Source organism: Candidatus Contendobacter odensis Run_B_J11 (genome assembly GCF_000531125.1).
GTDB lineage: Bacteria > Pseudomonadota > Gammaproteobacteria > Competibacterales > Competibacteraceae > Contendibacter > Contendibacter odensensis.
The window spans coordinates 25,061-51,048 of sequence record NZ_CBTK010000286.1 but is presented as its reverse complement, the minus strand read 5'-3'; the positions used below and the strand labels follow the sequence as shown (position 1 = coordinate 51,048).

At 59.0% G+C, this 25,988-nt stretch carries 29 protein-coding genes and 1 tRNA gene; 5 read left to right on the top strand and 25 right to left on the bottom strand.

Going from position 1 to position 25,988, the window contains the following annotated elements:
* Nucleotides 1-615: 615 nt before the first annotated feature.
* The 5 genes from BN874_RS18225 to BN874_RS18205 all read right to left on the bottom strand — a co-directional run bounded on the left by BN874_RS18225 (nt 616) and on the right by BN874_RS18205 (nt 5,875).
* Nucleotides 616-1,890, bottom strand: a complete 1,275-nt coding sequence (locus BN874_RS18225; protein ID WP_034435718.1) for a bifunctional O-acetylhomoserine aminocarboxypropyltransferase/cysteine synthase — start codon at nt 1,888-1,890, stop codon at nt 616-618.
* 50 nt (nt 1,891-1,940) lie between these two features.
* Entirely contained in the window at nt 1,941-3,017 is a 1,077-nt protein-coding gene (locus BN874_RS18220; protein WP_034435717.1) for a 3-deoxy-7-phosphoheptulonate synthase, read from the bottom strand.
* Between the two features lie 111 nt (nt 3,018-3,128).
* Nucleotides 3,129-4,127, bottom strand: coding sequence for a peptidoglycan -binding protein (locus BN874_RS18215; RefSeq protein ID WP_034435716.1), 999 nt, complete (start codon nt 4,125-4,127; stop codon nt 3,129-3,131).
* Nucleotides 4,111-5,193, bottom strand: coding sequence for a hypothetical protein (locus tag BN874_RS22935; protein WP_051498037.1), 1,083 nt, complete (start codon nt 5,191-5,193; stop codon nt 4,111-4,113). Before BN874_RS22935 ends, BN874_RS18215 begins: the two co-directional genes overlap by 17 nt.
* A gap of 73 nt (nt 5,194-5,266) precedes the next feature.
* The gene (locus tag BN874_RS18205) at nt 5,267-5,875 is read right to left on the bottom strand and encodes a nitroreductase family protein (protein WP_034435714.1); all 609 of its coding nucleotides are present in this window, start codon (nt 5,873-5,875) and stop codon (nt 5,267-5,269) included.
* A gap of 116 nt (nt 5,876-5,991) precedes the next feature.
* Between BN874_RS18205 and BN874_RS22930 the strand changes: the two genes are divergently transcribed.
* Complete coding sequence (locus tag BN874_RS22930) at nt 5,992-6,450, top strand: YiiD C-terminal domain-containing protein (protein ID WP_051498036.1); 459 nt, start codon at nt 5,992-5,994, stop codon at nt 6,448-6,450.
* Between the two features lie 10 nt (nt 6,451-6,460).
* On the top strand, nt 6,461-8,239 hold the full coding sequence (pabB, locus tag BN874_RS18195) for an aminodeoxychorismate synthase component I (RefSeq protein WP_195912222.1): 1,779 nt from the start codon (nt 6,461-6,463) through the stop codon (nt 8,237-8,239).
* A 27-nt stretch (nt 8,240-8,266) separates the two neighbouring features.
* On the opposite strand, the gene BN874_RS18190 is transcribed toward pabB, so the two are convergent.
* Entirely contained in the window at nt 8,267-8,611 is a 345-nt protein-coding gene (locus BN874_RS18190) for a hypothetical protein (RefSeq protein WP_034435713.1), read from the bottom strand.
* Between the two features lie 114 nt (nt 8,612-8,725).
* Entirely contained in the window at nt 8,726-9,520 is a 795-nt protein-coding gene (gene thyA, locus BN874_RS18185) for a thymidylate synthase (protein WP_034435712.1), read from the bottom strand.
* Nucleotides 9,521-9,638: 118 nt separating this feature from the next.
* Between thyA and BN874_RS18180 the strand changes: the two genes are divergently transcribed.
* Nucleotides 9,639-9,983, top strand: a complete 345-nt coding sequence (locus tag BN874_RS18180) for a helix-turn-helix domain-containing protein (RefSeq protein ID WP_051498035.1) — start codon at nt 9,639-9,641, stop codon at nt 9,981-9,983.
* On the opposite strand, the gene BN874_RS18175 is transcribed toward BN874_RS18180, so the two are convergent.
* Genes BN874_RS18175 through BN874_RS18155 form a run of 5 tightly spaced genes read right to left on the bottom strand, consistent with a single transcriptional unit; the run spans nt 9,955 to nt 15,840 of the window.
* Nucleotides 9,955-12,678 carry a sensor histidine kinase gene (locus tag BN874_RS18175; RefSeq protein WP_034435711.1) on the bottom strand — a complete coding sequence of 908 codons (2,724 nt, stop codon included), beginning with the start codon at nt 12,676-12,678 and terminating at the stop codon, nt 9,955-9,957. The genes BN874_RS18180 and BN874_RS18175 overlap by 29 nt on opposite strands.
* Nucleotides 12,678-12,992 (bottom strand): hypothetical protein, encoded by a 315-nt coding sequence (locus BN874_RS22925; RefSeq protein ID WP_051498034.1) that lies wholly within the window; start codon nt 12,990-12,992, stop codon nt 12,678-12,680. Before BN874_RS22925 ends, BN874_RS18175 begins: the two co-directional genes overlap by 1 nt.
* Nucleotides 12,993-12,995: 3 nt before the next feature.
* Complete coding sequence (locus tag BN874_RS18165; protein WP_034435710.1) at nt 12,996-15,092, bottom strand: exonuclease domain-containing protein; 2,097 nt, start codon at nt 15,090-15,092, stop codon at nt 12,996-12,998.
* Between the two features lie 6 nt (nt 15,093-15,098).
* On the bottom strand, nt 15,099-15,473 hold the full coding sequence (locus tag BN874_RS18160; RefSeq protein ID WP_034435754.1) for a response regulator transcription factor: 375 nt from the start codon (nt 15,471-15,473) through the stop codon (nt 15,099-15,101).
* 43 nt (nt 15,474-15,516) lie between these two features.
* Nucleotides 15,517-15,840: a hypothetical protein gene (locus BN874_RS18155; RefSeq protein WP_051498033.1), complete on the bottom strand. Its 324-nt coding sequence runs from the start codon at nt 15,838-15,840 to the stop codon at nt 15,517-15,519.
* Nucleotides 15,841-16,121: 281 nt separating this feature from the next.
* On the opposite strand from BN874_RS18155, the gene BN874_RS18150 reads away from it, so the two are divergent.
* Nucleotides 16,122-16,328, top strand: a complete 207-nt coding sequence (locus BN874_RS18150; RefSeq protein WP_034435709.1) for a hypothetical protein — start codon at nt 16,122-16,124, stop codon at nt 16,326-16,328.
* 33 nt (nt 16,329-16,361) lie between these two features.
* Here BN874_RS18150 and BN874_RS18145 read toward each other — a convergent pair whose 3' ends face one another.
* Nucleotides 16,362-17,576 carry an EAL and HDOD domain-containing protein gene (locus BN874_RS18145; protein ID WP_034435708.1) on the bottom strand — a complete coding sequence of 405 codons (1,215 nt, stop codon included), beginning with the start codon at nt 17,574-17,576 and terminating at the stop codon, nt 16,362-16,364.
* A 98-nt stretch (nt 17,577-17,674) separates the two neighbouring features.
* Nucleotides 17,675-18,607 (bottom strand): DMT family transporter, encoded by a 933-nt coding sequence (locus BN874_RS18140; RefSeq protein WP_034435707.1) that lies wholly within the window; start codon nt 18,605-18,607, stop codon nt 17,675-17,677.
* Nucleotides 18,608-18,738: 131 nt separating this feature from the next.
* Between BN874_RS18140 and BN874_RS18135 the strand changes: the two genes are divergently transcribed.
* Nucleotides 18,739-18,824: transfer RNA gene (locus BN874_RS18135), tRNA-Leu, on the top strand.
* A gap of 5 nt (nt 18,825-18,829) precedes the next feature.
* Here the strand turns inward: BN874_RS18135 and BN874_RS18130 are convergent.
* From BN874_RS18130 to BN874_RS18085, 11 genes are all read right to left on the bottom strand, one after another.
* Nucleotides 18,830-19,885 carry a tyrosine-type recombinase/integrase gene (locus tag BN874_RS18130; protein ID WP_051498032.1) on the bottom strand — a complete coding sequence of 352 codons (1,056 nt, stop codon included), beginning with the start codon at nt 19,883-19,885 and terminating at the stop codon, nt 18,830-18,832.
* Between the two features lie 564 nt (nt 19,886-20,449).
* Nucleotides 20,450-20,917 carry a hypothetical protein gene (locus BN874_RS22920; protein ID WP_051498031.1) on the bottom strand — a complete coding sequence of 156 codons (468 nt, stop codon included), beginning with the start codon at nt 20,915-20,917 and terminating at the stop codon, nt 20,450-20,452.
* Nucleotides 20,914-21,273, bottom strand: a complete 360-nt coding sequence (locus BN874_RS18120) for a hypothetical protein (protein ID WP_034435706.1) — start codon at nt 21,271-21,273, stop codon at nt 20,914-20,916. Before BN874_RS18120 ends, BN874_RS22920 begins: the two co-directional genes overlap by 4 nt.
* 3 nt (nt 21,274-21,276) lie before the next feature.
* Nucleotides 21,277-21,528 (bottom strand): helix-turn-helix transcriptional regulator, encoded by a 252-nt coding sequence (locus BN874_RS18115; protein ID WP_034435705.1) that lies wholly within the window; start codon nt 21,526-21,528, stop codon nt 21,277-21,279.
* Nucleotides 21,503-23,275: a DEAD/DEAH box helicase gene (locus BN874_RS18110; RefSeq protein ID WP_051498030.1), complete on the bottom strand. Its 1,773-nt coding sequence runs from the start codon at nt 23,273-23,275 to the stop codon at nt 21,503-21,505. Before BN874_RS18110 ends, BN874_RS18115 begins: the two co-directional genes overlap by 26 nt.
* A complete protein-coding gene (locus BN874_RS18105; RefSeq protein WP_034435703.1) occupies nt 23,272-23,496 on the bottom strand; it encodes a hypothetical protein in 225 nt (74 codons plus the stop codon). The genes BN874_RS18110 and BN874_RS18105 overlap by 4 nt, the downstream gene beginning before the upstream one ends.
* Nucleotides 23,493-23,681: a hypothetical protein gene (locus BN874_RS22915; RefSeq protein WP_051498029.1), complete on the bottom strand. Its 189-nt coding sequence runs from the start codon at nt 23,679-23,681 to the stop codon at nt 23,493-23,495. The genes BN874_RS18105 and BN874_RS22915 overlap by 4 nt, the downstream gene beginning before the upstream one ends.
* A 62-nt stretch (nt 23,682-23,743) precedes the next feature.
* The gene (locus tag BN874_RS18100) at nt 23,744-24,565 is read right to left on the bottom strand and encodes a hypothetical protein (RefSeq protein ID WP_034435701.1); all 822 of its coding nucleotides are present in this window, start codon (nt 24,563-24,565) and stop codon (nt 23,744-23,746) included.
* A complete protein-coding gene (locus BN874_RS18095; protein ID WP_034435699.1) occupies nt 24,562-25,506 on the bottom strand; it encodes a YqaJ viral recombinase family nuclease in 945 nt (314 codons plus the stop codon). Before BN874_RS18095 ends, BN874_RS18100 begins: the two co-directional genes overlap by 4 nt.
* Nucleotides 25,503-25,769: a hypothetical protein gene (locus BN874_RS18090; protein ID WP_034435698.1), complete on the bottom strand. Its 267-nt coding sequence runs from the start codon at nt 25,767-25,769 to the stop codon at nt 25,503-25,505. The genes BN874_RS18095 and BN874_RS18090 overlap by 4 nt, the downstream gene beginning before the upstream one ends.
* Nucleotides 25,766-25,987, bottom strand: a complete 222-nt coding sequence (locus BN874_RS18085; RefSeq protein ID WP_034435696.1) for a hypothetical protein — start codon at nt 25,985-25,987, stop codon at nt 25,766-25,768. Before BN874_RS18085 ends, BN874_RS18090 begins: the two co-directional genes overlap by 4 nt.
* Between the last annotated feature and the right edge of the window lies 1 nt (nt 25,988).

Sequence of the window (25,988 nt, the reverse complement as noted above, 5' to 3'; positions counted from 1 at the left end):
TCACTTTGCGGACCTATGCAACTACGGGGCTATCGCTACATGAAACTGTCCGAACTATTGAAGGATAAAAAAAAGAATTAATTCCTCCTGTAAATTTTCCTGTGATGGCGATGATTTGCGGCCTGGGCTAGAACATCGGCTTCATCTAACTCTTTGATCTTGCTGAGAGGTGTGCGTTGTACTTACCCAACCCGTCGTGCGAATCACAGGAAAATTTACAGGAGGAAGTATTTTGATGACATGTGGGTTCACTTTCGATGCTTGACTCCTGTACTCGCGAGTGGAGCAGAGTTGCACTACATTGTTGGTAATTCGACTTTCTATGGAATACTGGTTTCGACGGAACTGCTATACGCTGAAATGCTCACAACACTAGGGTTCAATGAAGTTAAATGCCGTGCAATGCGCAAGCGTAATTCGAAGAAAGAGTTGGTTGAATTTGATGTTGTTGCACGATGGAAATAATAGCTAACAGAGCGCTCCAGCCGACCGCTTGAAGTGGCGGCCAAGTTTTATCGGTTCCAACTGCCCGATTATTCCCCCTTCCCGACGCTAAATCCCGCAGTCTCCTAAGCCTCGAATACTTGCGAGTAGGTCAGAAAGGAGGAGGTGATTTCAGCGCGCCGCCGCCAGCGCCTGCTCCAAATCAGCAAGAATGTCGTCAATATGCTCGATGCCAATGGACAGCCGCACCAAATCCTCGCTGACCCCAGCGCGGGCCAGTTCTGTTGACGATAACTGGCGGTGAGTCGTGGTCGCGGGGTGGCAGGCCAGTGATTTGGCGTCGCCGATATTGACCAGCCGGGTTACCAGTTGCAGCGCATCAATGAACTTGGCGCCGGCATCGCGCCCGCCCTGGATCCCGAAGCTGAGGATGCTGGAGCCGCGCCCCCCCATGTACTTATCCACCAGCGGCTTGTCCGGGCTGTCGGCCAGCGCCGGATAGCGCACCCAAACCACCTGGGGATGGTCACGCAGATATTCCGCCGCCTTGACCGCATTCTCGCAGTGGCGATCCATCCGTACCGGCAAGGTCTCGATCCCTTGCAAAATCAGGAAGCTGTTGAACGGTGAAATGGCCGCGCCGGTGTTGCGCAGCGGCACGACGCGCGCCCGACCAATAAACGCTGCCGGTCCCAACGCCTCGACATACACCACGCCATGATAGGAGGGATCGGGTTCGTTCAAGCGGGCGAAACGAACCTTGTGCTGATCCCAGGGGAAGCGGCCAGAATCCACGATAATACCGCCGATGCTGGTGCCGTGGCCGCCCATGTACTTGGTTAGAGCGTGGACCACGATGTCGGCGCCGTGCTTGAACGGCCGGCACAAATAAGGAGTCGGCACGGTGTTGTCCACGATCAGCGGTACGCCATGGGCATGGGCCATCTCGGCCAGCGCGCCGAAATCCACCACGTTCGCCGCCGGGTTGCCGATGGATTCGCAGAACACCGCCTTGGTCCGGTCGTCAATCAGCCGGCCCATCGCCTCGGTGTCATGGTAATCGGCGAAACGCGCTTCAATGCCGAACCGGGGCAAGGTATGGGCGAACAGGTTGTAGGTACCGCCGTACAACGTGGAAGTGGTGACGATGTTGTCGCCCGCTTCCGCAATCGTCATCAGGCTATAGGTGATCGCCGCCATACCTGAAGCGACCGCCAGCGCGCCAACCCCGCCTTCCATCGCCGCCACCCGCTGTTCCAGCACCGCAGTGGTGGGATTCATGATCCGGGTGTAGATATTGCCTGGCACCTTCAGATCGAACAAATCCGCGCCATGCTGGGTATCGTCGAAGGCGTAGGAGGTGGTTTGATAGATGGGAACGGCGACCGCCTTGGTGGTGGCTTCTGGCGTATAGCCTCCGTGAATGGCAATGGTTTCAATTTTCATGGTTTCGGGTTCCGTCGGTGGTCGGGGAAAGATTAAGGATATGGGTAGGATCAGCTTGCAAACCGGCCCGGCAGCACGTCCTTCAACTTGGCGCGTGCCTCACGCAGCATCTTGGCGGTGGTGGTCCAATCCACGCAGGCGTCGGTGACTGAGACGCCATACTTGAGTTGCGAGCGGTCAGCAGGAATTGGCTGATTACCCCATTCCAGATTGCTTTCGATCATAAAGCCAACAATCGAGCGGTTGCCTTCCAAAATTTGATGCACGCAGTCATTCAATACCAGCGGTTGTAAAGCTGGGTCTTTGCGGGCGTTAGCATGGCTGCAATCCACCACCAGGTTCAGCGGTAGTTTGTTCTTGATCAGTTCCTGCTCGCACAGCGCAATCGTCACCGTGTCGTAGTTTGGGCCTTCGGTACCGCCGCGCAGCACCACATGACCATAGCGGTTGCCGGTGGTGCGGATTACCGCCGACTGGCCGTGCTGGTTGATGCCAAGAAAACTATGCGGGCGGGCAGCGGATTGCAGGGCATTAATCGCTACATCCAGATTGCCGTTGGTGGCGTTTTTGAAGCCGACCGGGGTAGACAGGCCGCTGGCCATTTCCCGATGGGTCTGCGACTCAGTGGTGCGAGCGCCGATAGCGGTCCAGGCCAGGAGATCATCCAGATATTGTGGGCAGAGCGGATCCAGTGCCTCGGTGCCGGTGGGCAGGCCCATCTCGGCGATTTCCAGCAGCAGCGCACGGGCGATTTGTAGCCCTTCGGCGACGTTGAAAGAGTCGTCCAGGTGCGGATCGTTGATCAGTCCCTTCCAGCCGACGGTGGTTCGGGGTTTCTCGAAATACACCCGCATGATCAGAACCAGAGTGTCGCCGACCTCATTTGCCAGTTCGCGGAGTCGCTGCGCGTACTCGCGGGCCGCCTTGAGGTCATGAATGGAACAGGGACCGACCACCACAAAAACCCGGTGATCCTGATGATCGAGAATGCGCTGCACGGTGTCGCGCCCGGTGAGAACCGTAGCGGCAGCGGTGTCGGTCATCGGCAGCCGTCGCTTGATGTCATCAGGCGTAAGCAGCACATCCAGGGCGGCAACATTGACGTTGTTGAGCAGAGTCGGGTGCATAGGGGTTCCTGCGGAGAGATTCATGAAAAGGGTCGGGTGATTGCTGGACAAGAATAATGGATAAAACTCGACCGGCAGACAACAAAAAGGGCTTGGCCGGTCAATGATTTTTCAGCGGCTGGTGATCTTCAACTCGATCCGACGGTTGCGGCGATACGCATCGGCATTGTCTGCCGGATCAATCGGGTGATACTCCGCCATCCCGACCGCCGCCAGTCGCTGCGGCGGAATGCCCTGCTGAATCAGGTAATTCACTACTTGCTGCGCTCGCGCGGTGGACAGTTCCCAGTTGGACGGGAAGCGGCCCCGCACCGGCACCCGGTCGGTATGACCTTGCACCTCGATGATGACCGGTAAATCCGGCGGCAATTTAGCGGCCAGTTGGCGGTAAACCGCCGCGAACTTGTCCAGATCGCCGCCCCCGGACGCCGATAGCGTGGCCTCGCCAGAGGCAAACAGCACCTCGGATTGAAACACGAAACGGTCGCCCACCACTTTGATGTCGGGATTATTGGCAAACACTTCGCGCAAACGGCCAAAGAAATCGCTGGCGTATTTCTCCAGTTCTTCAACCCGTTCCAGCAGTTTCTTCTTCAAGGCGCTGTCCAGTGCCTCGATCCGGCCTTTTTGCTGGACGATCACCGAATCGCGCTGCGCCAAATCCTGCTGATTGGCCGCCAGCGCACGGTTGAGCCGCTCCAGTTCTGCCGCCAGCCGCTCAGCGCGAGTGCTGAGCAGCGCCGCCTGTTCCTGCGCGCTGGTGGCCGTCTGTTCCGCCTTGCTCTTGTCGGCACTCAATGCCGCCCGTTCGTTGCGTAATTGCGCCAGCAGTTTATCGCGTTCGCTGACCGTGCTTTCCAAGCCCTGCATCCGGCTGCGCAGGCGCGCCGCTTCCTTATCGGCGTCCCCTGCCAGACCTTCCAGATGGCTGATGATCCGCTGCAACTGTCCAATCGCGGTTTCTTTGCCCATCATCTCGCGACCGATCAGCACCTCGGTGATTACGAATACCGTAATCAGAAAGATCAGCACCATCACCAAGCCGCCCAGCGCGTCGGTAAAGGCCGGCCAGACATTGAACTCGCTGAGCGAATCACGCCGGCGGCGCATGATCAGTGTCCTCTGGTTGTGTGGGCCGTTGCGCCAGCAACCGGGCAATAATGCGCAGCTCGTGCCGCAAATCAGCAGTGCGGTCATTCTCGATGTTTTGTAGCGTGGTCCGCAGCGATTCAATCCGTTCGCCCAGATTTGCCACCTGCTCCGCCACCCGGGTAATCCCTTCGCCGCGATTGGCCAGATATTCAGTGGTCGCCGCAACCCGTTCCAGCCGGTCAGTGGTGGATTGCAGCAACGCCGCCAAATGCCGGGGAGAAATAGTTTCAGTCTGAGCAGTCACCGTAACCACCGGCTGCCACAACGGCACCAGATCGCTGACCACCAGCGCCTCCAACTGGGAATGATGATCGTTCTGGGCGTGGAACAGTTGCAGTTCCAGGAAACCCAGCGCCAGCGCGCCCATCAACCCGAACAGCGAGGCCGAGAACGAGGTGCCCATCCCGCCGAGCGGCGCAGCCAGCCGATCCTTGAAGTTGGCGATCAGGGTCATGGTATCGGTCGCCTTCTCGGTCGCCAGGCCACCAATGACATCGCGCACCCCGGCAATCGTCAGCAGCAGGCCGTAGAAGGTGCCAATCAAGCCTAACAACACCAGTGCCCCGACCAGATAACGCACCAGTGCCCGCTGGTCATCGCCGCGTGTTGCCAGCGAATCAAGCAGATACGGCAGGGTGGCAGTGGCGTCGCCGTGACCGATAACCCGGTGAACCTTATGCAGAAAATCGCTCACCCCACGCCGCTGTATAACCCCCAGCAACGCCTCATCAGCCTGCCTGAGCGGCAGTTCATGGCGGCGTGCCTTGAGCGCCACCTCGGCGGCCTGATCGGCGGCGCGGACATCGAGCAGCGTACCGGCCATTGCTTTGAGGGTGTAGGCCACCCCGAACAGGAACGCGACCGCAATCGTGCCATTCAGATAGGGATTGGTCAGGAATGCGGCGATGAGGGGCTGGTGGAAAAACGCGCCCAGCGCTGCCAGCACCAGCAAAAACAGCAGTGAACGGAACAAATAGCGGCTGGCCCCCCGGTTGGAGCGCCGATCAGACGTGGTTATGGGCATAGCGATCTCAGAGAGGAAAGTAGGGCGCGCACGGCGTGCCCCAACAGTTGGGGTACGCCATTTTATCCAGCCTTTAAGTCTGCTGAAGGCTCTGGTTCCAACCGTCCTCGAAGACAATTTGGGCAAGCGGCTTACGTTCCCGTGGCGCCTGTTCGCGCTCTCGCAACACCCCCGGCAGCACCTCGGCCGGTGCCGGATGACCCACCGCAATCATCGCCATGCAGACATGATCGGCGGGAATATTGAAGCGGGTTTTAGCCGATTCCGGGTCAAAACCACCCATCTGATGCGCTACCAACCCCAGCGCAGCTGCTTGCAGGCAAAGATTTTCGCTGGCTGCGCCGGTGTCGTGCTGCGCCCAGCGGTTCGGCTTGCCATTGTGGCCGAAATTCGGCGCAGCTACTGCCAGCAGCAATAGCGATGCATTTTTAACCCACTCTTGATTACCCTCGGCCAGACACTCGAACGCCTGTTGCCAGGCGGCGGCATTGCGGAACCGATCCCAGACCAGATAGCGCCACGGTTGATCGCCGAAGCAGGACGGCGCCCAGCGAGCCGCTTCCAGCAGTGCCAAAAGCTGTTCGCGGCTGACTGGCTGATCCGGATTCATCGCACGCGGACTCCAGCGGCGGGCGATCAAATCGGCAATGACGACCTGAGTGACAGCGGGTTTTTCAAGCATAAATTTCTCCTAATATCGGTTTTGCGAATCTGTAGACCACGACGGCCCAAAAAAGACGAAAATAGCCGCAGATTTTCTTTACGACCGCGCTATCCCCCTATCCTAGAGGAACCTTCATGTCCTATGAGCAGGAAATCAACGATTTTCTCAACCATCATGTCCCGCTGTTTCAGGCGATGCAGGCTCGACTGGAGCGCTGTGACGATACCGGACTGACGCTGGTTGCGCCGCTGGCGCCGAATATCAACGATAAAGGCATCGCCTTTGGTGGATCCATGGCGGCCATCGCCGCGCTGACCGGTTGGGCGCTGACCCGTGTTACTTTGCGTGAGCATGGCGAGACCGCCGAGATCGTGATCACCGACAGCACCCTGAAGTTTCTGAAGCCAGTACGCGAGGGAATCGTGGCGGAGTGCGTGCGCCCGGACGCCGAGGTAACCGAACGCTTTATCAGCCACTACCGCCAGCGCGGCAAGACCCGCTGGACAGTTGAGGTGATCATCCGCGCTGACGGCGAACCGGCGATGACCTTTACCGGGCACTATGCGATTTACCGACCTGAAAAAACGCAATGATGCGGTCGAAGTGAGCGCTGATTCTCGCGACCGGACCGACGCCATAGCGAACACCGTATGCATTCAGGATGGCCGGCGTGGATTCCGGTTCGCTCATCCGGTGCAGATCGTGGTGGCGCGGCGGGCGGATGAAGTGGTTCCGGCGCTGCACACCATCGAAACCGCTGTGACCCAACACCGCCGGTATGCCGCTGGCTTCATCAGCTATGAAGCCGCCGCTGCCTATGATCTCGCGGTGCATCAGCCCGCTCCGGATTTACCGCTGCTCTGGTTTGGCCTGTATGCGCAGGCGGAGCCGATCCACGATTGGCAATCTCTGATAAGTAACGAGTTCGCGCCCGACGCCTATACGGTCGGTCCCTGGCAACCCGCGCTCAGCCGCGCCGATTATGAGCGGGCGGTTGCCCGCATTAAGGACTACCTCGCACGCGGCCACAGCTACCAGGTCAACTATACTTTCCCGCTGCACGCTGATTTTGACGGCGATCCATGGGCGCTGTTTACCCATCTGGCGACGGCGCAGCAAGCTGAGTACGCCGCCTTTATCAATACCGGCCGCTTCGTGATCGGATCGGCATCGCCTGAACTGTTTTTCCAGTTGGACGGCCATCGGCTGAGCGCGAAGCCGATGAAAGGTACCGCGATGCGCGGGCGTACTCTGGCGGAAGACGAGGCTTGCATCGCCGGATTGCGGCAGTCCGAAAAAAATCGGGCTGAAAATCTGATGGTCGTAGACCTGATCCGCAACGATATGGGTCGGGTAGCCCAAGTAGGCAGCGTCGCCGTACCCCGTTTATTTGAGGTGGAGCGCTACCCGACCCTGTTACAAATGACCTCTACCGTTACCGCCCGAACAACGACTTCCGTAACTGAGATTCTGGCGCGGATGTTCCCCTGCGCCTCGATTACCGGCGCGCCCAAGGTGCGCACCATGGAAATCATCCGGGAACTGGAGCCGCAGCCGCGCGGCGTGTACACCGGAGCCATCGGCTTTATCGGCCCCGACCGCCAGGCGCGATTCAGTGTTGCCATTCGCACCGTGCTGGTGGATCGCGAGCGACGACAGGCCGGCTATGGGGTAGGCAGCGGCCTGGTGTGGGATTCGGACACCGCCAGCGAGTATGAGGAATGCCGCTTGAAAGCGCGGGTGCTGACCACACCGCGCCCGTGGTTTCAGTTGCTGGAGGCATTGCTCTGGGAACCGGACAGCGGCTATTTTCTGTGGGCGGAACATTGGGCGCGGTTGGCGGATACCGCCGTTTATTTCAATGTTCCGCTCGACCGGGTCGCTATCGAGGCCGGTTTGGCCAATCGGGCGTTGACCCTCAACCAGGCGAGCAAGGTTCGACTGCGGATCAACCTGAACGGCGCCTTTTCGCTGGAGGTGGAGCCGCTGGAGCGGGGGGTGCTGCCGCAGCCGGTGCGGGTTGGGTTAGCCAGGGAACCGGTTGATTCCGGCATGATCTGGCTGTATCACAAAACCACCCGGCGCGAGATCTACGATGCGGCCCGCGCCACCCGCCCGGATTGCGACGAGGTTATCCTGTGGAACGAACGCGGAGAACTGACGGAAGCCTGTACCGCAAATGTGGTGCTGGAGGATCGAGCGGGTGACTGGGTGACTCCGCCAGTGATGAGCGGTTTGCTGGCGGGCACTTTCCGGGGAAAATTGCTGACCATTGGACGAATCCGGGAACGGGTGCTGACTCGCGCTGATTTAGCCGAAGCGCGAGGTCTTTACTTGATCAACGCCGTGCGCAAATGGCAGGAAACGGCCCTCATTTCCTGAATACTGCCGTGCCCTCGGTTCGGTCCGTTAACCTTCCAGTAACGCCTTATCAATCCGGGCGACCCAGATCAACGCCTCATCCTGGGTCAGCAACAGAATCTGGAGGTTGTTGCGGAAATCCTGCCAGGATTTATCGACACATTCGGTCATGGCATCGGCGTAGCCCGCCACAAGCTGGTCTGGCGAATCGCCGATCCGGGATTGCCTCACATAATCGGTGCTGTGTTGCAAACAGAGTAGATAAGTGTCCAGATTCTTGCGTACCGAACTGAGTATACCGATGCCCAGTAGCCCACTGATTCGCAACATGCATTGCAAAGCCAGCAGATTCGCCATCTGATTGCGCTCCAGTATCCGGTTGATCGTTGTCATGAGAATGTCCTCGTCCCGATTTTGATTTATTAAGTCACGGTTTATTGATTTGTTGCATCGCAACATAATTTACGCTGATCGTCAAGCGGATTCAGCAGTACCCGCCAATTCAATTCACACCGCCACCGCTGCCTTAATCGCGGGATGCGCCTGGTAGCCCACGATCTCAAAATCTTCATAGCGGTATTCGGCGAGCGCCTCTGACCGGCGGTGAATGAGCAGATGCGGCAATGGATAGGGCTCACGGCTCAACTGCAAACGGGCTTGATCCTGATGATTCAGGTACAGGTGGCAGTCGCCGCCAGTCCAGACGAACTCACCCACCCGGAGGTCGGTCTGTTGCGCGACCAGGTGAGTCAGCAGCGCGTAGCTGGCGATATTGAACGGCACTCCAAGAAAGAGATCAGCGCTGCGCTGGTACAATTGACAGGACAACTCGCCATTGGCGACGTAGAACTGGAACAGCACATGGCAGGGCAATAATCGCATTCGATCCAGATCGCCGACGTTCCATGCCGATACCACAATCCGCCGCGAATCCGGATCGCTCCTTAACAATTCAATGGCGTTCGCCAGTTGATTGATGCGCCGACCATCGTTGGCTTCCCAGGCGGTCCATTGCTTGCCATAAATCGGCCCCAGATCGCCATCGGCGTCGCTCCATTCATCCCAGATGGTGACACCATGCTCATGCAGATAGCGGAGATCGGTATCACCGTGCAGGAACCAGAGCAACTCGTGAATGATCGAGCGCAGATGCAGCTTCTTGGTCGTCACCAGCGGAAACCCGGTACTCAAATCGAAGCGTAGTTGCGCCCCGAACCGGCTTAGCGTTCCGACTCCGGTTCGGTCGGATTTGTGGACTCCTTCCTCCAGCACCTGCCGCAGCAGATCGAGATAGGCTTTCATGGCTGGGACACCCTGACGCGCCACGCCATCGCGAAGCGGTAGTATTTTATGGTGCAATGCAATATATTGACGGCAATTCCATGAAGCATGAATAAGTTACCGCACGTTAGGATTCAGAATGGCTGCCAAGGCAACGTCCTCGATTCAAGTGATTACCCGGGCGTCCCGGCTGTTGGACGCCATCGCCGCGTATGATGATCCGGTAAGCCTCAAGACCTTGTCCGATATCACCCGGCTGCACCCCTCTACCGCTTTCCGTATCCTGGCGTCGCTGATCGAACACGACTTTGTCGAACGCAGTTCGGCAGGACACTACCGGCTGGGTATCCGACTGCTACAGTTGGGTCACCGCGTTCACAACTGCCCCGATCTTCATTACGGAATCCGTCCCATGATCGAGCGGCGGCACGACCCACTGAATGGCGAATCAGGCATTACCCATTCCGGGGCAGTTCCACTATGAAGGTAGCGCCCTGCCCGATCTCGCTCTCCACCCAGATATGTCCGTGGTGATGCTCGACGATCTTTTGGCTGATCGGTAATCCCAAACCGGTACCCTTGGGTTTACCAGCGAGGACGTCGTTGACCTGGTGGAACTTCTCGAAGATCAGCTTGTGCTGGTCGCGGGCAATGCCAGGGCCGTTATCAATCACCTCGATGCGACAGGTATCTGCGAGCGACGGCAGGCGAATGATGACTTCGCCGCTCTGTTCGGGGCAAAACTTCACCGCATTTGAGAGCAAATTGATGATCACCTGCGTCAGGCGGTCGTGATCGCCGGCCACCATCACCGGATGGTGGCCCAATTCGGCTTGCAGCACTACCGCCTTGTCGCGAAACAGTTGGCTAGTGGAATTGATGGCATCTTCGATCAGCGCCCGCAGGTCAACTTGATCAATGCGCCATTCAACCCGGTCGGAGTCAATCTTGGCCATGTCCAGCACCTGATTGATCAACCGGGTCAGTCGCTCGCTCTCCTTGACGATGATGCCGAGGAATTTGCTGCACTGCTCGGCCTCCATGTCCGGGTTGGCCAGCAGGATTTCCGAGAAGGCGCGAATCGAGGTCAGCGGGGTACGTAACTCATGGGTGACGGTGGAAATAAACTCGTCTTTCAGCCGATCCAGTGCGCGCAGGCGATTATTAGCCTCTTGCAGTTCGGCGGAGGCGGCTTCCAGTTCGCGGGATTTCTGCTCCAGCCGGCGGCTGTACTCGATCACCTGAGTGCTCTCGTCAAGAATGGTCATCACCTCTTCGATGCTGAGTACCTCGCCCATCACGATGGAGGAGATCATCACCCGCGCCGAAGCCGCGCCAATCGCCCCAGCCAGCAACCGCTCGGTGTAGTGGATCAGCCGTGAATCGGCTTGCAGCGAATCGGTATCGTGTTCACGGGCATAGCGGTCGAAAGCCTCATTGGCGCGGTGCGGCCCGATGAAACGCGCCAGCAACTCGTGCAACTCCGCCGTTTCCACCACGCCCCGCCACAGCAGCGAGTCGCCGTCGTGACGCTTGCGTTCGAGAATGCCGACGAACTGACTGCCTTGCACCTGCTCGATGGTATCCGGCTTGCCCAGCATCGATCCCAGTACCAGACCCCCAATATTGAACAACATGCTCCAAAACACCGCGTGCATGTACCGGTCGAGACCGGCCAGCCCGAACAGCGCGTAGGGCTTCAGCATCGCCAACCCGAACGGGCCATGCTCGATGAAGGCGGCGCTGATCCAGCCGGAATGGGCCATAGCCGGCAGCAGCAGGGTATAGGCCCATATCAGGAAGCCGCCGCTGAGTCCAATGAGTGCACCCAGACGGCTGGCGCGCTTCCAGTACAAACCGATCAGAATCGGTGGGGCAAACTGGGCAGCGGCAGCGAAAGAGATCAGGCCGCTGGCCACCAGCGCGTAGCTTTCACCGACAAAGCGGAAGTACAGGTAGCCGAGCAGGATAACTGCCGCAATACCGGTGCGCCGAATCCCCAGCAGCAAACCGGACAGATCGGCGCGACCCGCCAGCCAGCGCGGATTGGCGCGCAGCAGGATCGGCATCACCAGATCATTGCAGACCATGGTGGACAGGGTGACGGTCTCAAACAGGATCATGCTGATCGCCGCCGATAACCCACCCAGAAATACCAGTAACGCCAAATCAGGCAGATGCTGAGCCATCGGCAGCGCCAGCACGAAAGTATCGGCATCCACACCGCCATTGCTGAAGATCAGCCGCCCGCCGAGCGCTATCGGCAACACGAACAGATTAATCAGCAACAGATAGAGCGGGAATAGCCAGATCGCCTTGCGGAGGTGGGTCTCATCAACATTCTCTACCACCAGCACCTGAAACTGGCGGGGCAGGAACAGAAACGCCATCATCGCCAGAAAGGTCAGCGACAGCCAGCCGCCGTAACCGCCTGGCACCACATCGAAGCGCATCAGTGCGGCTAAATTCGGCTGTGTTGCTGCTTGCCGGAACAGGTCGCCAGGCCCGTTGAACATACCGAAAGTCACCACCGCGCCGACCAGCACGAAGACCACCAGCTTGAACAGGGACTCGAACGCCACCGCCGCCACCATGCCTTCGTGGCGCTCGGTGTTATCAATATGGCGGGTGCCAAACAGGATAGCGAACACCACCAACACCAGCGCCACATAGAAGGTAGTGTCCATCCATACCGCCTGTTGCGCCGAGGCCGCCGGCATCGTCACCGCTGGATAAAGGCGCAGCACGTTGAAGCTGGTGGCAATGGCCTTCAATTGGATAGAGATGTAGGGCAGAACGCCCAGCACGGCGATCACAGTAACCATGCCTGCCAACAGGCCGCTTTTGCCGTAACGGGATGCGACAAAATCGGCGATGGAGGTGATGCGGTGCGCCTTGGTAATCCGCACGATACGCCGCAGCACGAACCAGAACAGCACCGCCATCAGGGTGGGTCCCAGATAAATCGGCAGGAAATCCACTCCGCTGGCCGCCGCCAAGCCGACACTGCCGTAAAAAGTCCAGGCGGTGCAGTAAATCGCCAACGACAGTGTGTAGATGTAGGGGTTGGCGATGATCGAGCGTCCCGCATCCGCCCGCTGGTCGCCGTAATAGGCAATGCCGAATAGCAACCCCATATACACCAGGGCGCTGGCGATGATCACGCCGTCACCTAACATCAGGGCAACTCTACCGACCCGTTGCCACCGCCTGCCTTGACCGCAGTGTCTATTCGAGATGCCGGTTCCGCCGCTGGGGCGGGTGCAGAGGGGCCAGATTCGCCATGCTCATTCGGTTCGCGGACTTTCGAGCGCTCTACGATCGCGATCAGCAGTACGATGATGAGGAACCAGACCAGATAGAGGTAAAGGTAGAGCAGCGGTATCCCGAACGGCATCCAGGTGCGATCGAAAAGGCCCAAAAACGGGTAGTTCAGCGCCAGCACCGCGCTGATGAACAGAATAATGATGGATTCCTTCGATTGTTGCCGCATGGGTTAAAAGTTTGCCTGAGTCTTGCGAATTTCCACCATCTTGTCGGATGCCGCCAGCGCTTGGCCGAGGGTCTTAATCCCTTGCGCTTCCAGCAAATCCAGCAGCTTGAGAAACACCTGCGCCGTTACCAGCGAGTCACCCAGCGCAGTGTGGCGATCATGCACCTCCACACCCAATCGGTCGGCGATGGCATCCAGATCATGATCGTCGGTGTAATCATGCAGGTAACCGGACAGCAGCAGGGTATCCAGCACTGGATTGCCGAAGCGGACCCCGGTCTTCTGCTCCTTGAGCTTGAGGAATTTCATATCGAAAGCGGCGTTGTGCGCCACCAGGACGGTGCGGTCGTCGCCGACAAAAGCGCGGAACTGCGGCAGCACTACCGCGATGCCGGCCTTATCCTTGACCCTCTCGTCGGTGATGCCGTGGAAGCGGATCGATGCCTTGGGAATCGGTCGGCCGGGGTTGACCAGCAGGTCGAGGTTCTCGCCGGCCAGCACCCGGCGGTTGACAATACGCACCCCCGCGATCTGGATAATCTCGTCGCCCTTGGAGGGAGACAATCCGGTCGTTTCAGTATCGAACACCACATAGCTGAGCGCCGCCAACGGGTAATCCAGTAGATCGTTCCATCCCTCGCGATGCTCAGCCAGCGCAAAATCGTAGAATTCTGGACGATCCGGCAGTTCCTGGGCGGGTTCCTGCCATTGTCGCGCGGAGGCTGGCAGCGGCAATCGCAGCAGGGCATAGCCCGGACGGCGGTGGGATTGGCTCCATAAGTCGCTGTTATGCCGCCGCAACACTTCGCCCACCGTGGTGGCACCCACCAAATCCCGCACATGCTCGTTCAACCAACCTTCCAGCCGGTCGGCAGGCACCGGTTTGCCAGGCCAGAGGATATCCATGTAAATCCGCCGGTTGCCCAACAGGCATTCGATTTCAAAGGTATTGCTGATCGCGTCGGCATGCAGTTGTTCAATCAGGTGCTCCAGCAACAGCATGATCGAGTGGTTATCCACATTCAGCCATAGCGGCATCCCGATCATGGTGACGCGCAAGCCATCCTGGTGTTGCAGATGGTGGATGACGCTGCCGATCAGGTCGGTGGAATACACGTCATTCATCGGCCAACTGTTGGCGTACAAGTGGCGCAGTTCAAGCGTCATCTGCTGTAAACGCTGGCTCAGGCGTTCGCTCTCCTCGACGATCACCCGCTGAAACGCATGGCGCTGCGCCTGATCCATATCGGCGAAATTCATGACGGTTTCTGCCGCTGCCCGCAAATTAGCCAGCGGCTGGCGCAGATCCTCGGTGCGAGTCTTGAGCAGAGAGCGGTCAATCTGCCGGGTCACGTCACGGAAGGTAATAACGAAGGTGGACGCCCGTTCGGCCGTGTCCGGCAACAGGCTCATTCGGCACTGGAACATGGTTTCGTCATCGACGGTGGCGCAGACGAATTCGGCGTCGCTGACCGATTTACCGTCGCTGGCGGTCTGTTGGCGGTAGCCCAGCAATTGCAGGGTGTTCTCGATGGGGGCGCGGGTCCACAAGTCATACAGCGAACGGCCCAGTCCCAGCGCTTCGCGATTGGGCAGCAGTTTCGCTGCCGCCGGGTTGTAAAGCAGGATGCGCGCTTCGCCATCACAGACTAATACCCCTTCGGACAGCTCGCGTAGCACCGTTTCCAGCCACGCTTTCTGCTCTTCAATCTCGCGGGTGCCAATGGCTGTGGCGGCAGCGACTTCGCGCCGGGCCTTGTGCAAGGCTTCGCCCAGTTCCTGCAACCGGGTGGGAAAGAGTCCCAGCCAATGTTGGCGGGGCAGTTCCACCGCATAACCGGGATTACTGCGGGTGATAATCTGAGCGCCACGCGCCAGCACGCCGAGCGGAATGAAGCAGTACCAGTCGAGCATGGCCCAAGCTGCGGTGGTTCCGCCGACTATGGCGAACGCCGCTAACGCCAACCATAGCAGGGTCTGGTCACGCTGGTCGGGGTCCGGTACCACCGGGAACAGCAACCAGCCCAGCCCAATCAGCAAGGACAGGGTCAAACCGACTGGAATCAGCCAGAGCAGCCAGAGCTTCCGCCGGTAGTCCATGGCGGTTCAGTCCGCTTCCGCCAGCAGCTCGCGGACCCGTTCTACCACTTCCTGGGTCGAGAACGGCTTGGTGATGTAATCGTCCGCGCCGAGCGCCAAGCCCTTTTCCCGTTCCACCTCGCGGCCTTTGGCAGTCAGCATGATGATCCGGGTACCTTTCCAAGCTGGGTTGGCGCGAATAGCCTGACACACTTCGTAGCCATTCTTGCGCGGCATCATCACATCGAGTAGCACCAGATCGGGGGGTTCTGCCGCGATAGCCGCCAGCGCCGCCTCGCCGTCGGAGGCAGTGCGCACCTGAAACCCCGCCTGTTTCATCAGAAATTCCAGGGACAGGACGATATTGGGTTCATCGTCCACCACCAGAATCTTGTTCGCCATATCCGTTCCCTCCGGTTGCCAGGCGTTCTCGTTCAGGCGGGTATTATGCTGATTTTTCAGCACCGTTGCGCACTCCGGCCGAATCAGACTCGTCTGACGAATCGGCCTTCCGTTCGGCTTCATCCTTGTTGGATCCGCCGCCGGCCTTAGCGAAGGCTTCCCAGAATTTCTGCACCATGTCCATCGAGTGAAATTGAGCCGGTAGCAGGGGTTTGAACATGCTCAGCGCATCGAGATTGAGTACGCCACGCTGCACACTGTCACGCATTTTTTTCAGGATATCGTCGTGTAGAGGCTGTATGTTGGGCAGCCCCAGAAACTCGCGCATTTCCTGGGCGGTAGCCTCAACGCTGACATTAACTTTCATCGAGATGTTTCCTCATGCTTCGGAGCGGCGGGATCGCCGGGTCATTGCAAAGATGGCAGGGACAAGTGCCGGTCTTGCCACCAGCATCGCCATAAATATTTTTAGACAGCGTAAAGCTAATGGAAAACTGCGCCCCCGGCAATCATTCAACCCGTATTCCGGTGATACCGGCTGCGCCTGAAAGGGAGAATCAACCGGGAGCGGGTGCTGCTTAACCCACCACGCCGGTGACGAGTTAGGCGAGTATCATGGCATTTAGAATGAGTAGAAGGAGACTAAAGATGGTCAGCAGCTACCTGATTTGTGATCAGTGTGGACAGTTTGGCCCGCCGGCTGGCTTTGTGAACCAAGGCGGTCTGCGACTGTGTTACCAGTGTTGGTACCAGGAACAGCAGGACAACGCGCCTGATGCTCATCCCAGCGCAACCGGTTCGACGACCGATCCAGCCGGCAAAGGAGAACGGTTCGAACCGGATAGGGAACCATGACCACCTGGCATACCCCATCGAGTGATGGCCCGATCAGCCACGCAGAAGCTCATAGCTGGATTTATAGGCATCCGCTAAAGCCGTCAGATAAACCTCGTTGACCTGCTCAGCATCCAATCCCAGCGTGGTCAATGTGGCCCAGTCACACTGCTCGTAAGCGAGAGTACACGCCAAAACCTTGCCCAATAGCCCTTCATGGCGCAATAAGGCGGCATTGATCTCATCATCCAGCGGCAATGTCGCCAACACATCGGACATCGGCGCCTGCGCGACCAGATCCAGTACCGACAGCAGCCCTACGGTGAAGCCCATTTCGCGCTGTTTTAACCCCAACTGCGCCGCTAATTCCTCACACATCTTGGCGCGAACCAGGGCGATGGTCTGTAAATCGTCGCGGGTATTGTCCATGGCGGACATTGAACGCAGAGTGGCCCAGGAGCGGATATTGCGTAAGCCCAGCAAGGTTACTGCGCGCTGGATGGAATCGATCCGTCGCGATAGATTGAAGTAGGCCGAATTGATGTAGCGCAGCAGCTTATAGCTCAAGGAAACGTCCTGAGCGATCACGGTTTCAATCGTCTTCATGTCGACGTCCGGCTGATTGAGCGCGCTAATCAGCCGCAGAACCGTCAGATGATTGGTGGAAATGCCTTTGAATTTGAGCAGGCGGGGCTGGGAAAAATGGCGTCCCTGAAAGAAGTTGAAACGCAGCGCCTGGCACGACTCCAGAACTTCCTGATCTTCAATCCCCCCGGCGATCAGCGCCACACCACGCTGTTGCAGCCGGGTGATGATCCGGTGCGCCTCCGAAGCTGGAGTGGTCACCATATCGATCCGTGCATATTCAGCAACATCCAGCAACGCTCGATAGGCTTCGTTGTCGGCATAGTTGTCCAGCAAAAAATGGTAGCCCTGCTGGCGTAGGGCGCGTAGCGCGTCTATCAATGGCGTATCCACCATGATATCGGTGCTGATTTGGAACACCATTTGCGGTGAGGAAACGATGGTGTGCTGCAAATACCCCTGCACGATCAGTTCGCGGGCGGCGCTCAAAAACGCCTTGCCAGAACCGACCAGCCGCTCCAGCCCAACCTCAGCCAGGGTGTCGAACAATACTTGCGAGCTGGATAGCTCACTATCGAGCAGACCGGCGTTTTCGGCATCGGTGGGATGATAGGACAGCTCATAACCTTCCAACCGGAAATTTGCCTCATAAATCGGCTGGCGTCCCAAGTAGATTTCCTTCATGGCCACTCCCGATTTCAGTTAGTTAATAGAGGCTGGACGGCCCGGAATTTTAGCAGAACGGATGATGGGTCGAAGCGCTGCAATCCTGAAATTCAACATCACACCTCATCATCTGTCTTCATAACGGGTTCAACCGGAATTTGCGGTTGTGCTTTACCGATACTTAGTTGTGACAGTAACATACCAGCAAACATCAGCACACACCCCACAATCCCGCGTCCCGACAAGGTTTCGTGCAGCAACCACCCGCCACCAAGCGCTGCAAATACGGTTTCCAGGCTGAGAATGATCGCCGCATGGGCCGGTGGGGTATCGCGCTGGGCCACCACCTGCAAAGTGTAGGCAACTCCAACCGACAGCAGACCCCCGTACAGGATCGGTAACCCCGCCGCCCGTAGCCCATCCAGGCTGATCGGCTCGGTGACGATTGCCACCACCAGGCTCAGCACCGCGCAAATGATAAATTGCAGGCAGGCCAGCAGTACCGGCTCGTCATGTCGCCCGGATAGCCAGCCAATCACCAGCACATGGTTGGCCCAGAACAACGCGCCAAGTAGTACCAACCCGTCGCCATAGGCCAAGGTTGGATCGTCGGCTAAGGTCAGCAGGTAGAGGCCAATCACCGCCAGCACCGCGCCGGCCCAAGTACTCCAGGGAGTTCGGTGTCCCCATAGCAGGCCGATCAACGGCACGATGACCACATACAGCCCAGTGATAAAGCCGGCCTTGCCCGCAGTGGTGTAGACGATGCCGATCTGTTGCAGCGAGGCGCCGGCAAAGAGCAACAGACCTGCCAACAGGCCGCCGCTCAGGATTGATCGCCAGTGATCCACCCTCAAAATGGCGGACCGCCGATTGAGCAAGAGTAGCGGCAGTAGCGACAAGGCACCTAACATGAAGCGAACCCCGTTGTAGGTAAAGGGGCCGACATGCTCCATACCGACCCGCTGGGCGACAAAAGCGAAGCCCCAGATTACCGCTGCTAACAGCAAGAGTAATTCTGCTTTCAACGCCTTGAGCGTCAATATCATGTCGCTTGCCTACCTGGTTGAGGCCATCCGCGCTGATTGCAACCGGCATCCTCATGAGTCCAGGTCAGGCAACGATCGTGGCTGGCCTTGCCCGGTAGTGGAAAATGCTTAATAATCACAATTAATCCCGCGCCGGGATGGCGGAACGGTAGACGCAGTGGACTCAAAATCCACCGGCCGCAAGGTCGTGAGAGTTCGAGTCTCTCTCCCGGCACCATGATTTTATTGCGCTTTTCGGATGGGGATTACGTTGTCGGGAAGCCCTACCGGCAGATTTAGGCCAGATTTAGTCTGAGACGAGAGTGCCGCCACACAGTCCACCAGATGTTCGGGAGCTAAGTGGGCGTACCGCTCGGTCACGGACAGCGTGGAATGGCCGAGCCAGAGCCGGATGTTGTAGAGCGGGACGCCGCGCTGCGCCAGCCAACTCGCGCAAGTGTGGCGCAACAGGTGCGGGGTGATGACCCGAATCCCGGCGCGCTGACACGCCCTCGCCAGCGCGGTACGCACGTCGCGGATCGGGCGACCGCCCTCATGACTGAACACCGTCTCCGCTCGCCGGGGTTGGCGCTCAATCGCCGCCAGCGCATCCGGCGTCAACGGCAACACCCGGCGCTTGCCGGACTTCGTGCGATGCCCGTCAATCCACACACTCCCATTTTTCACGTCCTCCCAGCGCAGCCCGTTGATCTCGCCATGCCGCAGGCCGGTGTGCAGCGCGACCGTAATCCAGTCGGCCAGGTACAGGGCGTCTGAGAGCCGTGCGCCCGCCAGCAGCGCCACAGCCTCTTGCTCCGTCAACCAGTCCAAGCGCCCTTCCGGCTCGCGCTGTTTGTGGCCGCGTACCGGGTTCGGAATCGGGTAGCCGCCGACCTGGGCGCGATTAACGGCCACACTGAGCAACGCCAGTTCCCGATTGATCGTGGACGGGCTGACCTTTTCGCCGCGTTCGGAGACATACCGCTGCATGTCCGAGCCGGACAGGGTGTAAGCATCCACGTCGCCGAGGTGACTGAGCAGCGTGGTGGATCGGATGACATCTTCCCGGTGTGACTTTTTGGCGCGGCTGGAGTCGAGGTACAACTTGAGGACGGTACCGAGAGTGATCGGCGGGCGGGCGGGTTGACTCGCACTGGCAGCCAGTTCGGTACGCCAGCGGGCTTCGATGGTGCGGGCCTCGCGGGCGTTGCTGGTCTTGGTGCTGCGGCGAACTTTGCGACCGTCCGGGGCGGTCAGACTCACCCAGTAGAACGGGGAGCCTTTTTGACGATAGGCCATGCGGGGGGGCTCCTGAGCAGAATCCCCGTTATAGTAGCCTAAAGTTACGCTAATCCGGGTAAAAATCCTGCCTCTTTCAAAGCGGGAACCACCAAAAACAGCTAAAAAATCATAGATCGGGCGTTCCACGCGGCTTTTGCGGATTCCGCATCGCGCCCGGCTATCTGGATCAAGCTTTGCGGCTGCCCTTCCGTTAGCGTGGACTCCGAAACAAATCAAACCGATGGGTGGCTTTGTTAAATTCCACCTCATCGTTTTCAATCAATACATCAATCACTTTCTCGTACAATCCTCCTTCGAGGGTTAGAAGATGTTTTGATATACTCCTCCATCTCACAAAGATATAACTCTCTGATTTCTCTATTTGCCCTTCCGTACCAGCATACACAAATGAATATCTTCTGACATAAGGCGTCATGGTTTTCATCATTTCTCCATTATTTACGAGATCACATCGTTCTTCAGGAAACAGCCCATTTTCGTCTAAATCTTTCGCGCAATGTCCACAATAACATTCTCCTGACCCAAAAGCAGCTAAAATAGTAGCCTAAAGAGACTATTAAATCAATACGTCATATCTCGGATGCGCGCTAAAACCTCTTTATGCCGTCCTGCCTCCATCATCGCTTCCAGTACCGACCACTCGCCGATCAGCGCCTGCCACTGCTGCCCGCAGGATGCCATTTTATGCAGCGACTGCCGGAACTCTGGAACCGCAGCGAGCAGCCCCAGGCAGCGGCCAAAATCATCGGAGTCGTGCGGGTAGTCGCAGCGACGCGAGGGGTGAGCGGAACCGGTCAGCACCCAGGCCATGTACTTCGAGGACAGGCCGGTCTGATCGGACGCCTGCCAAGCCGTCAGTCCCATTCCCGGCGTGACCGTCCGCTCTGGCGTCGCCAGCGCCTCTATAATCGAATCCGCTGCCGCGATCACCGCGTTGAACTGCCGGGGAATCAGTCCGGGATAGCCCGCTTCTTCCAAGACCCGCAAAATGCCGGCGATTAAATTAACCTGACTGATTGAAGGGGTCATGATGAAATCCTCTCTAAAGTGGCGTACCGTTTTTTACGGGCGGCGGCGCGATCCCGTTGTTCCTGCATCCAGCGTAAATCCTCGTCCAGAATTCCAAATGTTCCAGAGGCGTCCCTTCGTTCACGCTTGGCTCGGCCTGTTTCAATGGGCCTCCCGTAACCGGGGACGTACCATATGAAAATAGGCTTCCAGACTGCGCTGCGCGTTTCGCAGCGAGCTATCGTTTGTCCGCCGAAATACAGCACTCGCAACTTTTGGGCAATGACTTGGAGAGGCACCCCGGTTTTCTCGGCCAGCCGGGCTGCCGTGATCGGGCCGTAGGCTTTCAGTGCGTTGATCAGCGCTTCTTGATCCATGAGTTATCCCTTCATCAGTAAGCGCCGGGCCTCGGCGCGGGTCAGGCGGGAGGGCGCTACCGGAGCGATGATCGCCGGCGCCGGCGATCCGCTGATTTCAGCGATGTAGCGATCCACTTCGGCGCGGGCGATGCGCGGGCAGCCCGGCGATGGGAAGCAGCGCTTGATCTTCCCGCTCTGAACCAGCCGGGCGACCGTATCCTGCGACACGGCCAGCAGCGCGGCGACCTCATGGGTGCGTAGCAAGGGGGACATGATGATTCTCCGGCTGGCGATAAAGGGGATGGGTCAGGGCAGGGTGAGGCGCGTCCGGCCATTCGTAGCGGACGATTTCCGGGTAGCTTTTTTCGGCGGCGGTACGCAGGGTGATGAACTCCGGGGCGTTCAGCGTGTAGCCGGTCTTGATCCAGTCCATGGCTTGATCGACGCCTCCCGGCAGCATGGAGACGACCTTGGGCATCCGTTCTTTCCACCACGTTTCCGCCTTCTTGCGCGGGTAGGTGCCTTTGGGGTGGTCGAGGCAAACCCACTCGCTGGCGAGCCGGAAAAATCCATCGTAGTAGTCCACCCGCAGAGTCGGGATGCCGCTCTTGCCGCTGGTGTGCTTGGAGTAGGCGACACGGGTCACCGCGTAGCGCACGGGCGGCTTCATATCGGAGATGCCCGCGATAATCGCGGATTGATTCGCGCTGGGCGGCTGAATCGGTTCCGGTTCCCTGGCTGGAAACTCGTAGCCGCACTCCGGGCAGACGCTGGCGAAAATGCGGATCACGGCGTGACAAGCCGGGCATTCCTTCGTCGGTTCCTGCTTCTTGACCGACGGGCCTTTGAGTTTCAGGCAGTCTATCGGGCCATGGCGCTCGATATTGCCGACGAAATCCAGCACCAGACAGCCTCGCCGGATGCCGTCCTCTTGGCTGATTTTCTCGTCGGTCGGGCGCATCCCGCGACCCAATAGCTGAACGTGCATCACCGGACTCAATGTGGGCCGGGCGACAATCAGGCAGTCCGTGAGCGGCGCATCAAACCCTGTGGTGAGGGTATTGACCGACACCAGCGCGGTCACCTGGCCGGCTTGAAACTCGCGGATCGCCGTCTCCCGGTCGCGGGCGCTGGTTTCCCCGGTCACCACCACGGCGCTGATCCCGCGATCCCGTAGGTTCTGGGCTGTGGATTTCGCCCCTTCGACGCCGGTACAAAAAACCAGCCAGTGTTTGCGATCATCGGCTTGCGCCAGCGGGATCGCCGCATCCAGGATCGCGTTGATCACATCGGCGCTGCCCATGAGGGCGTTCAGTTGATCGGCTTTGTAATCGCCGTTCTCGATCCGAACGCCCTTGAGGTTGACCCGGTACTGCGTCGGCGTAGGCCACAGCGCGGCGAGGTAGTCGTCCTGAATCAGCGAGACCAGCGACCGGCTCAAGTCATAAACGATATCGGTAAAGATGCGGTTCTCGCCGACGATCAGCGACTGGTAGCCGCCCGTATGGGTCTTGGTACCGGGGACGTAGCGGTACGGTGTCGCGGTCAGCCCGATGACCCGCAGCTTGGGATTCAGCGCGGTCAGGTCGTCAATGAATCGCCGGTAGGTGCCGCCCTCGATAAACGGAACCCGATGGCACTCATCGATGAACACTACGTCAATCGGCTGGGTCGTGGACGCCAGTTTGCGGGCCTTGTTCCACACCGACTGGATGCCGCAAAACAGGATCGCCCGGCGCGTGTCCGACTTGCCCAGCCCCGCCGAGTACGCTCCGACATGCGCCTCCGGCCAGATTTTGATCATCTTGTCGAGGTTCTGCTGGATCAGCTCCTTGACATGAGCCAGACAGATCACCCGCTTGGCTTTGCCGGTATCGAGGAACTGCTGGATGATTCCAGCCTGCAAAAGCGACTTTCCCGAACCGGTTGGCGCGACGACCAGCGGGTTGCCGGGGTTGCCGGCGTCCACGTAGTCGCACACGGACTGAATGGCTTCCTGCTGATAGGGGCGTAGGATCATCGCGCCTCCCCTTTCCACGATTCCCGCTCCCGCTGCGGCTTACGCATCACCCGATCCGCACTGGTGAGATGCCACTGGCGGCATTCCGGGCATCGGTACGCCGTGCCTTCCAGCCCCTTGCGCTTGTGCGTGTAGCGGCTTTTTTGACTCAGCCGGATCTGAATCACGTCCCAGGCCAGCGCGGCAGTCGCGTAGCTGATCTTTCCGCTGGAGCAGGTCATGCGGTCACCTCGTCCAGTTGCGACTGCGCCTCATCCAGTTCTTTCAGCGCCTGTTCAAGCTCCACGGCCAAATGCCACGCCAGCGCCTCGATTTGCGGCAAGGTGGGCAGGCACAGCATCTTTCCGCGCTGAATCAGGTCTTGCAGGCGCTTGACGCGGGCGTACTTCTCGTTCAGGTTTCCCATATCAATCTCCGATAGCGATTATTCAGGGCATGGGGCGGCCTTGATAACCGCCCCATCAAGGGTTAAAGGGCTATCCGTTCTTGCGTGGCCTTCCATGCGGCGACGGCTCGCTTCTTTAGCCCGTTCTTGAGCGCGGCAACCGCCTCGCGGTAGGCTTCCAGTTCCTCTTGACTCTGGCACTCGGCAAGGGCCAGCAGCAGGTCAGCAATCGGGTCAACCTCCGGTTCCATCAACTCGCCAGTGATCGGATTCATGTCGGCAGGCATTGGCCCCTCCCGATCCAGCGCCTCGCCCAAAGGTTTCAACTTGTCGGCCAGCGTGGCTTTCAGGGCGGCGCTGCGACTTCCCGTAGGCGCGATAGGCGTTACCGGCGCTACCGGCGCGTCGTTTAACTCGACCACCTCCTCTGGGGCGTACATTCCGCTCAGTACGCCGGGGAAAATGGCGCGGATGCCCTCCGAGATGCACCTTGCTTTCAGCATTTGGCGCGGGTACTTGGAGTGCATGTCGTTCTTGATTTGAGCCTTGACCGCCCGCTGGGGCGTCCACTCAATCGTGATGCTGTCGCCGGCGGGATGGGTGAAGGTTCCCGATACCCGCTCATCGGTGTAGCAGCCCCACTGCACCTTGCCGCCTGCCGCTTGGAACCGCGCCAGCATGGCGTCGGCTTTCAGCGCCGGGCGCCCCTGAATGAGGTGGTAGTCGCGCATGGCGGTCGCCGGATGCAGGTTTTCCGCCTGGCAGAGCAGCATCAGCGCGATGGCCTGTTGCTCGGTCTGGATGCCGAACAACTTGCTGGATGCCATGACCTTGCCCATGCGGGCGATGTCGTCAAACGGGATCATGGATACGGCGGGGACTTCGATTCGGGTCAGGGCATTCATGCTTTTTTCTCCTTCGCCAGCCGGAACACCCGGCTTTGAGTGGTTTTCGTGTATTGCGCGGCCACATCGGGCAGCGCCTCTTTGAGTGCGGTCGTATCCAGCCGGGTACTGGATTGTGATTTCCAGGTGCATATCGGCTTGCCGTTCGCTCCGATCAGCGCCTCGGCGTCGCCCAAGACCGCCTTGATCTGCATCTCGGCGGCATCGGCGCTGCCCTGCTTGGCGGAAATTTCCGCTTTCAACCGGTTCAGCGAGGTCACCAGTTCCTCCTGATTCGGAGTGGCCTGTACCGTGGTGCCGGGAGTGGACTTCGGCCAGCAGCGCGCCGTGTCCTCCAGCGTGGCGATAGCAGGCGGGGTGTCGGTCGTAACGTGCCACCAGAATTCGGCGACTCCGGCCTCGATCATCTGGTGAACTTCGGGATCGGCTTCGACCGTGTAGATTTTCAGCTCTGGCCCCATGACCAGGGCGGCGACGTAGGCGACTTGCGCGCCGGTGAGCATCAGGTAGCCCTGCATTTGCAGCATCACATCGGCGTCCACCTCGTCGCTGCCGTCCGCGCCAAAGCGCGACTTGCTGCCAAAGCCGAGGCTGGTCTTCATGTCCACGACCGGGCGCTGCAACTCGCCGATTGCTCGTCCGGCGCGGTAGTCCACATGCCCGATCAGTGGGAGTGTGGGATGCAGGTACTCTTGGCGGTCGCGCCGCAAAATGCGCCCCAGCTTCTTTTCCACAAAGGGGCGCAGCACCTCTTCCATCGGCTCGCCCAGCGCGACCCGCAGGTCGCCTCCGATGTTCGGCCAGGGAGCGCGACCGGTGTAGTTCTCCCAGAGTTGGTAAGCCGTGCCGTAGCGCCCGACGCCAAGCGCCTGGGCAATCTTGCTGCAACCGAGCCGAGTCTGGTGGGACGCGGCGATGTCAATCTTTGCAGTGGCGCTCATGCGGCCTCCATCGTCTCGATAATTTTCAGTTCAAAACCTTCGATCTGCTTGGCAGAGAGCAACTGCGTCACATCCACATCGATCCGCTCATCACGCGGCTCGTATTCGCCCAGGCCGGTATACCAGGCTTGAAACCTGCGCCCGGCCACCACGTTGTGAATATCAATCTCGCCGTCATCAGTCAGGATGTACGAGACGCTGCACAGCCTCGTCTCGCCCGCCAGTTCAATTTCAGTGTCAAGATAAAAAAGTGGGCGGCTCATCCGATGAACTCCTTAATCAGCCCGCCAATCCCGTAAGCGACCGAGGCGAAGCATCCGAAAATCAGCGCCATCAGCAGCACCGCGATCACCCGATCCGTCCGATCCGACACCTGTGGGGCTTTCGTGTAGCGAGCAGCAATCCATGCCCTGCGCCCGGCAGGATCAGCGGGCGGATTCCATTCGCGAATTTCATTCTGATTGCGATTAAAGTGTGCCATT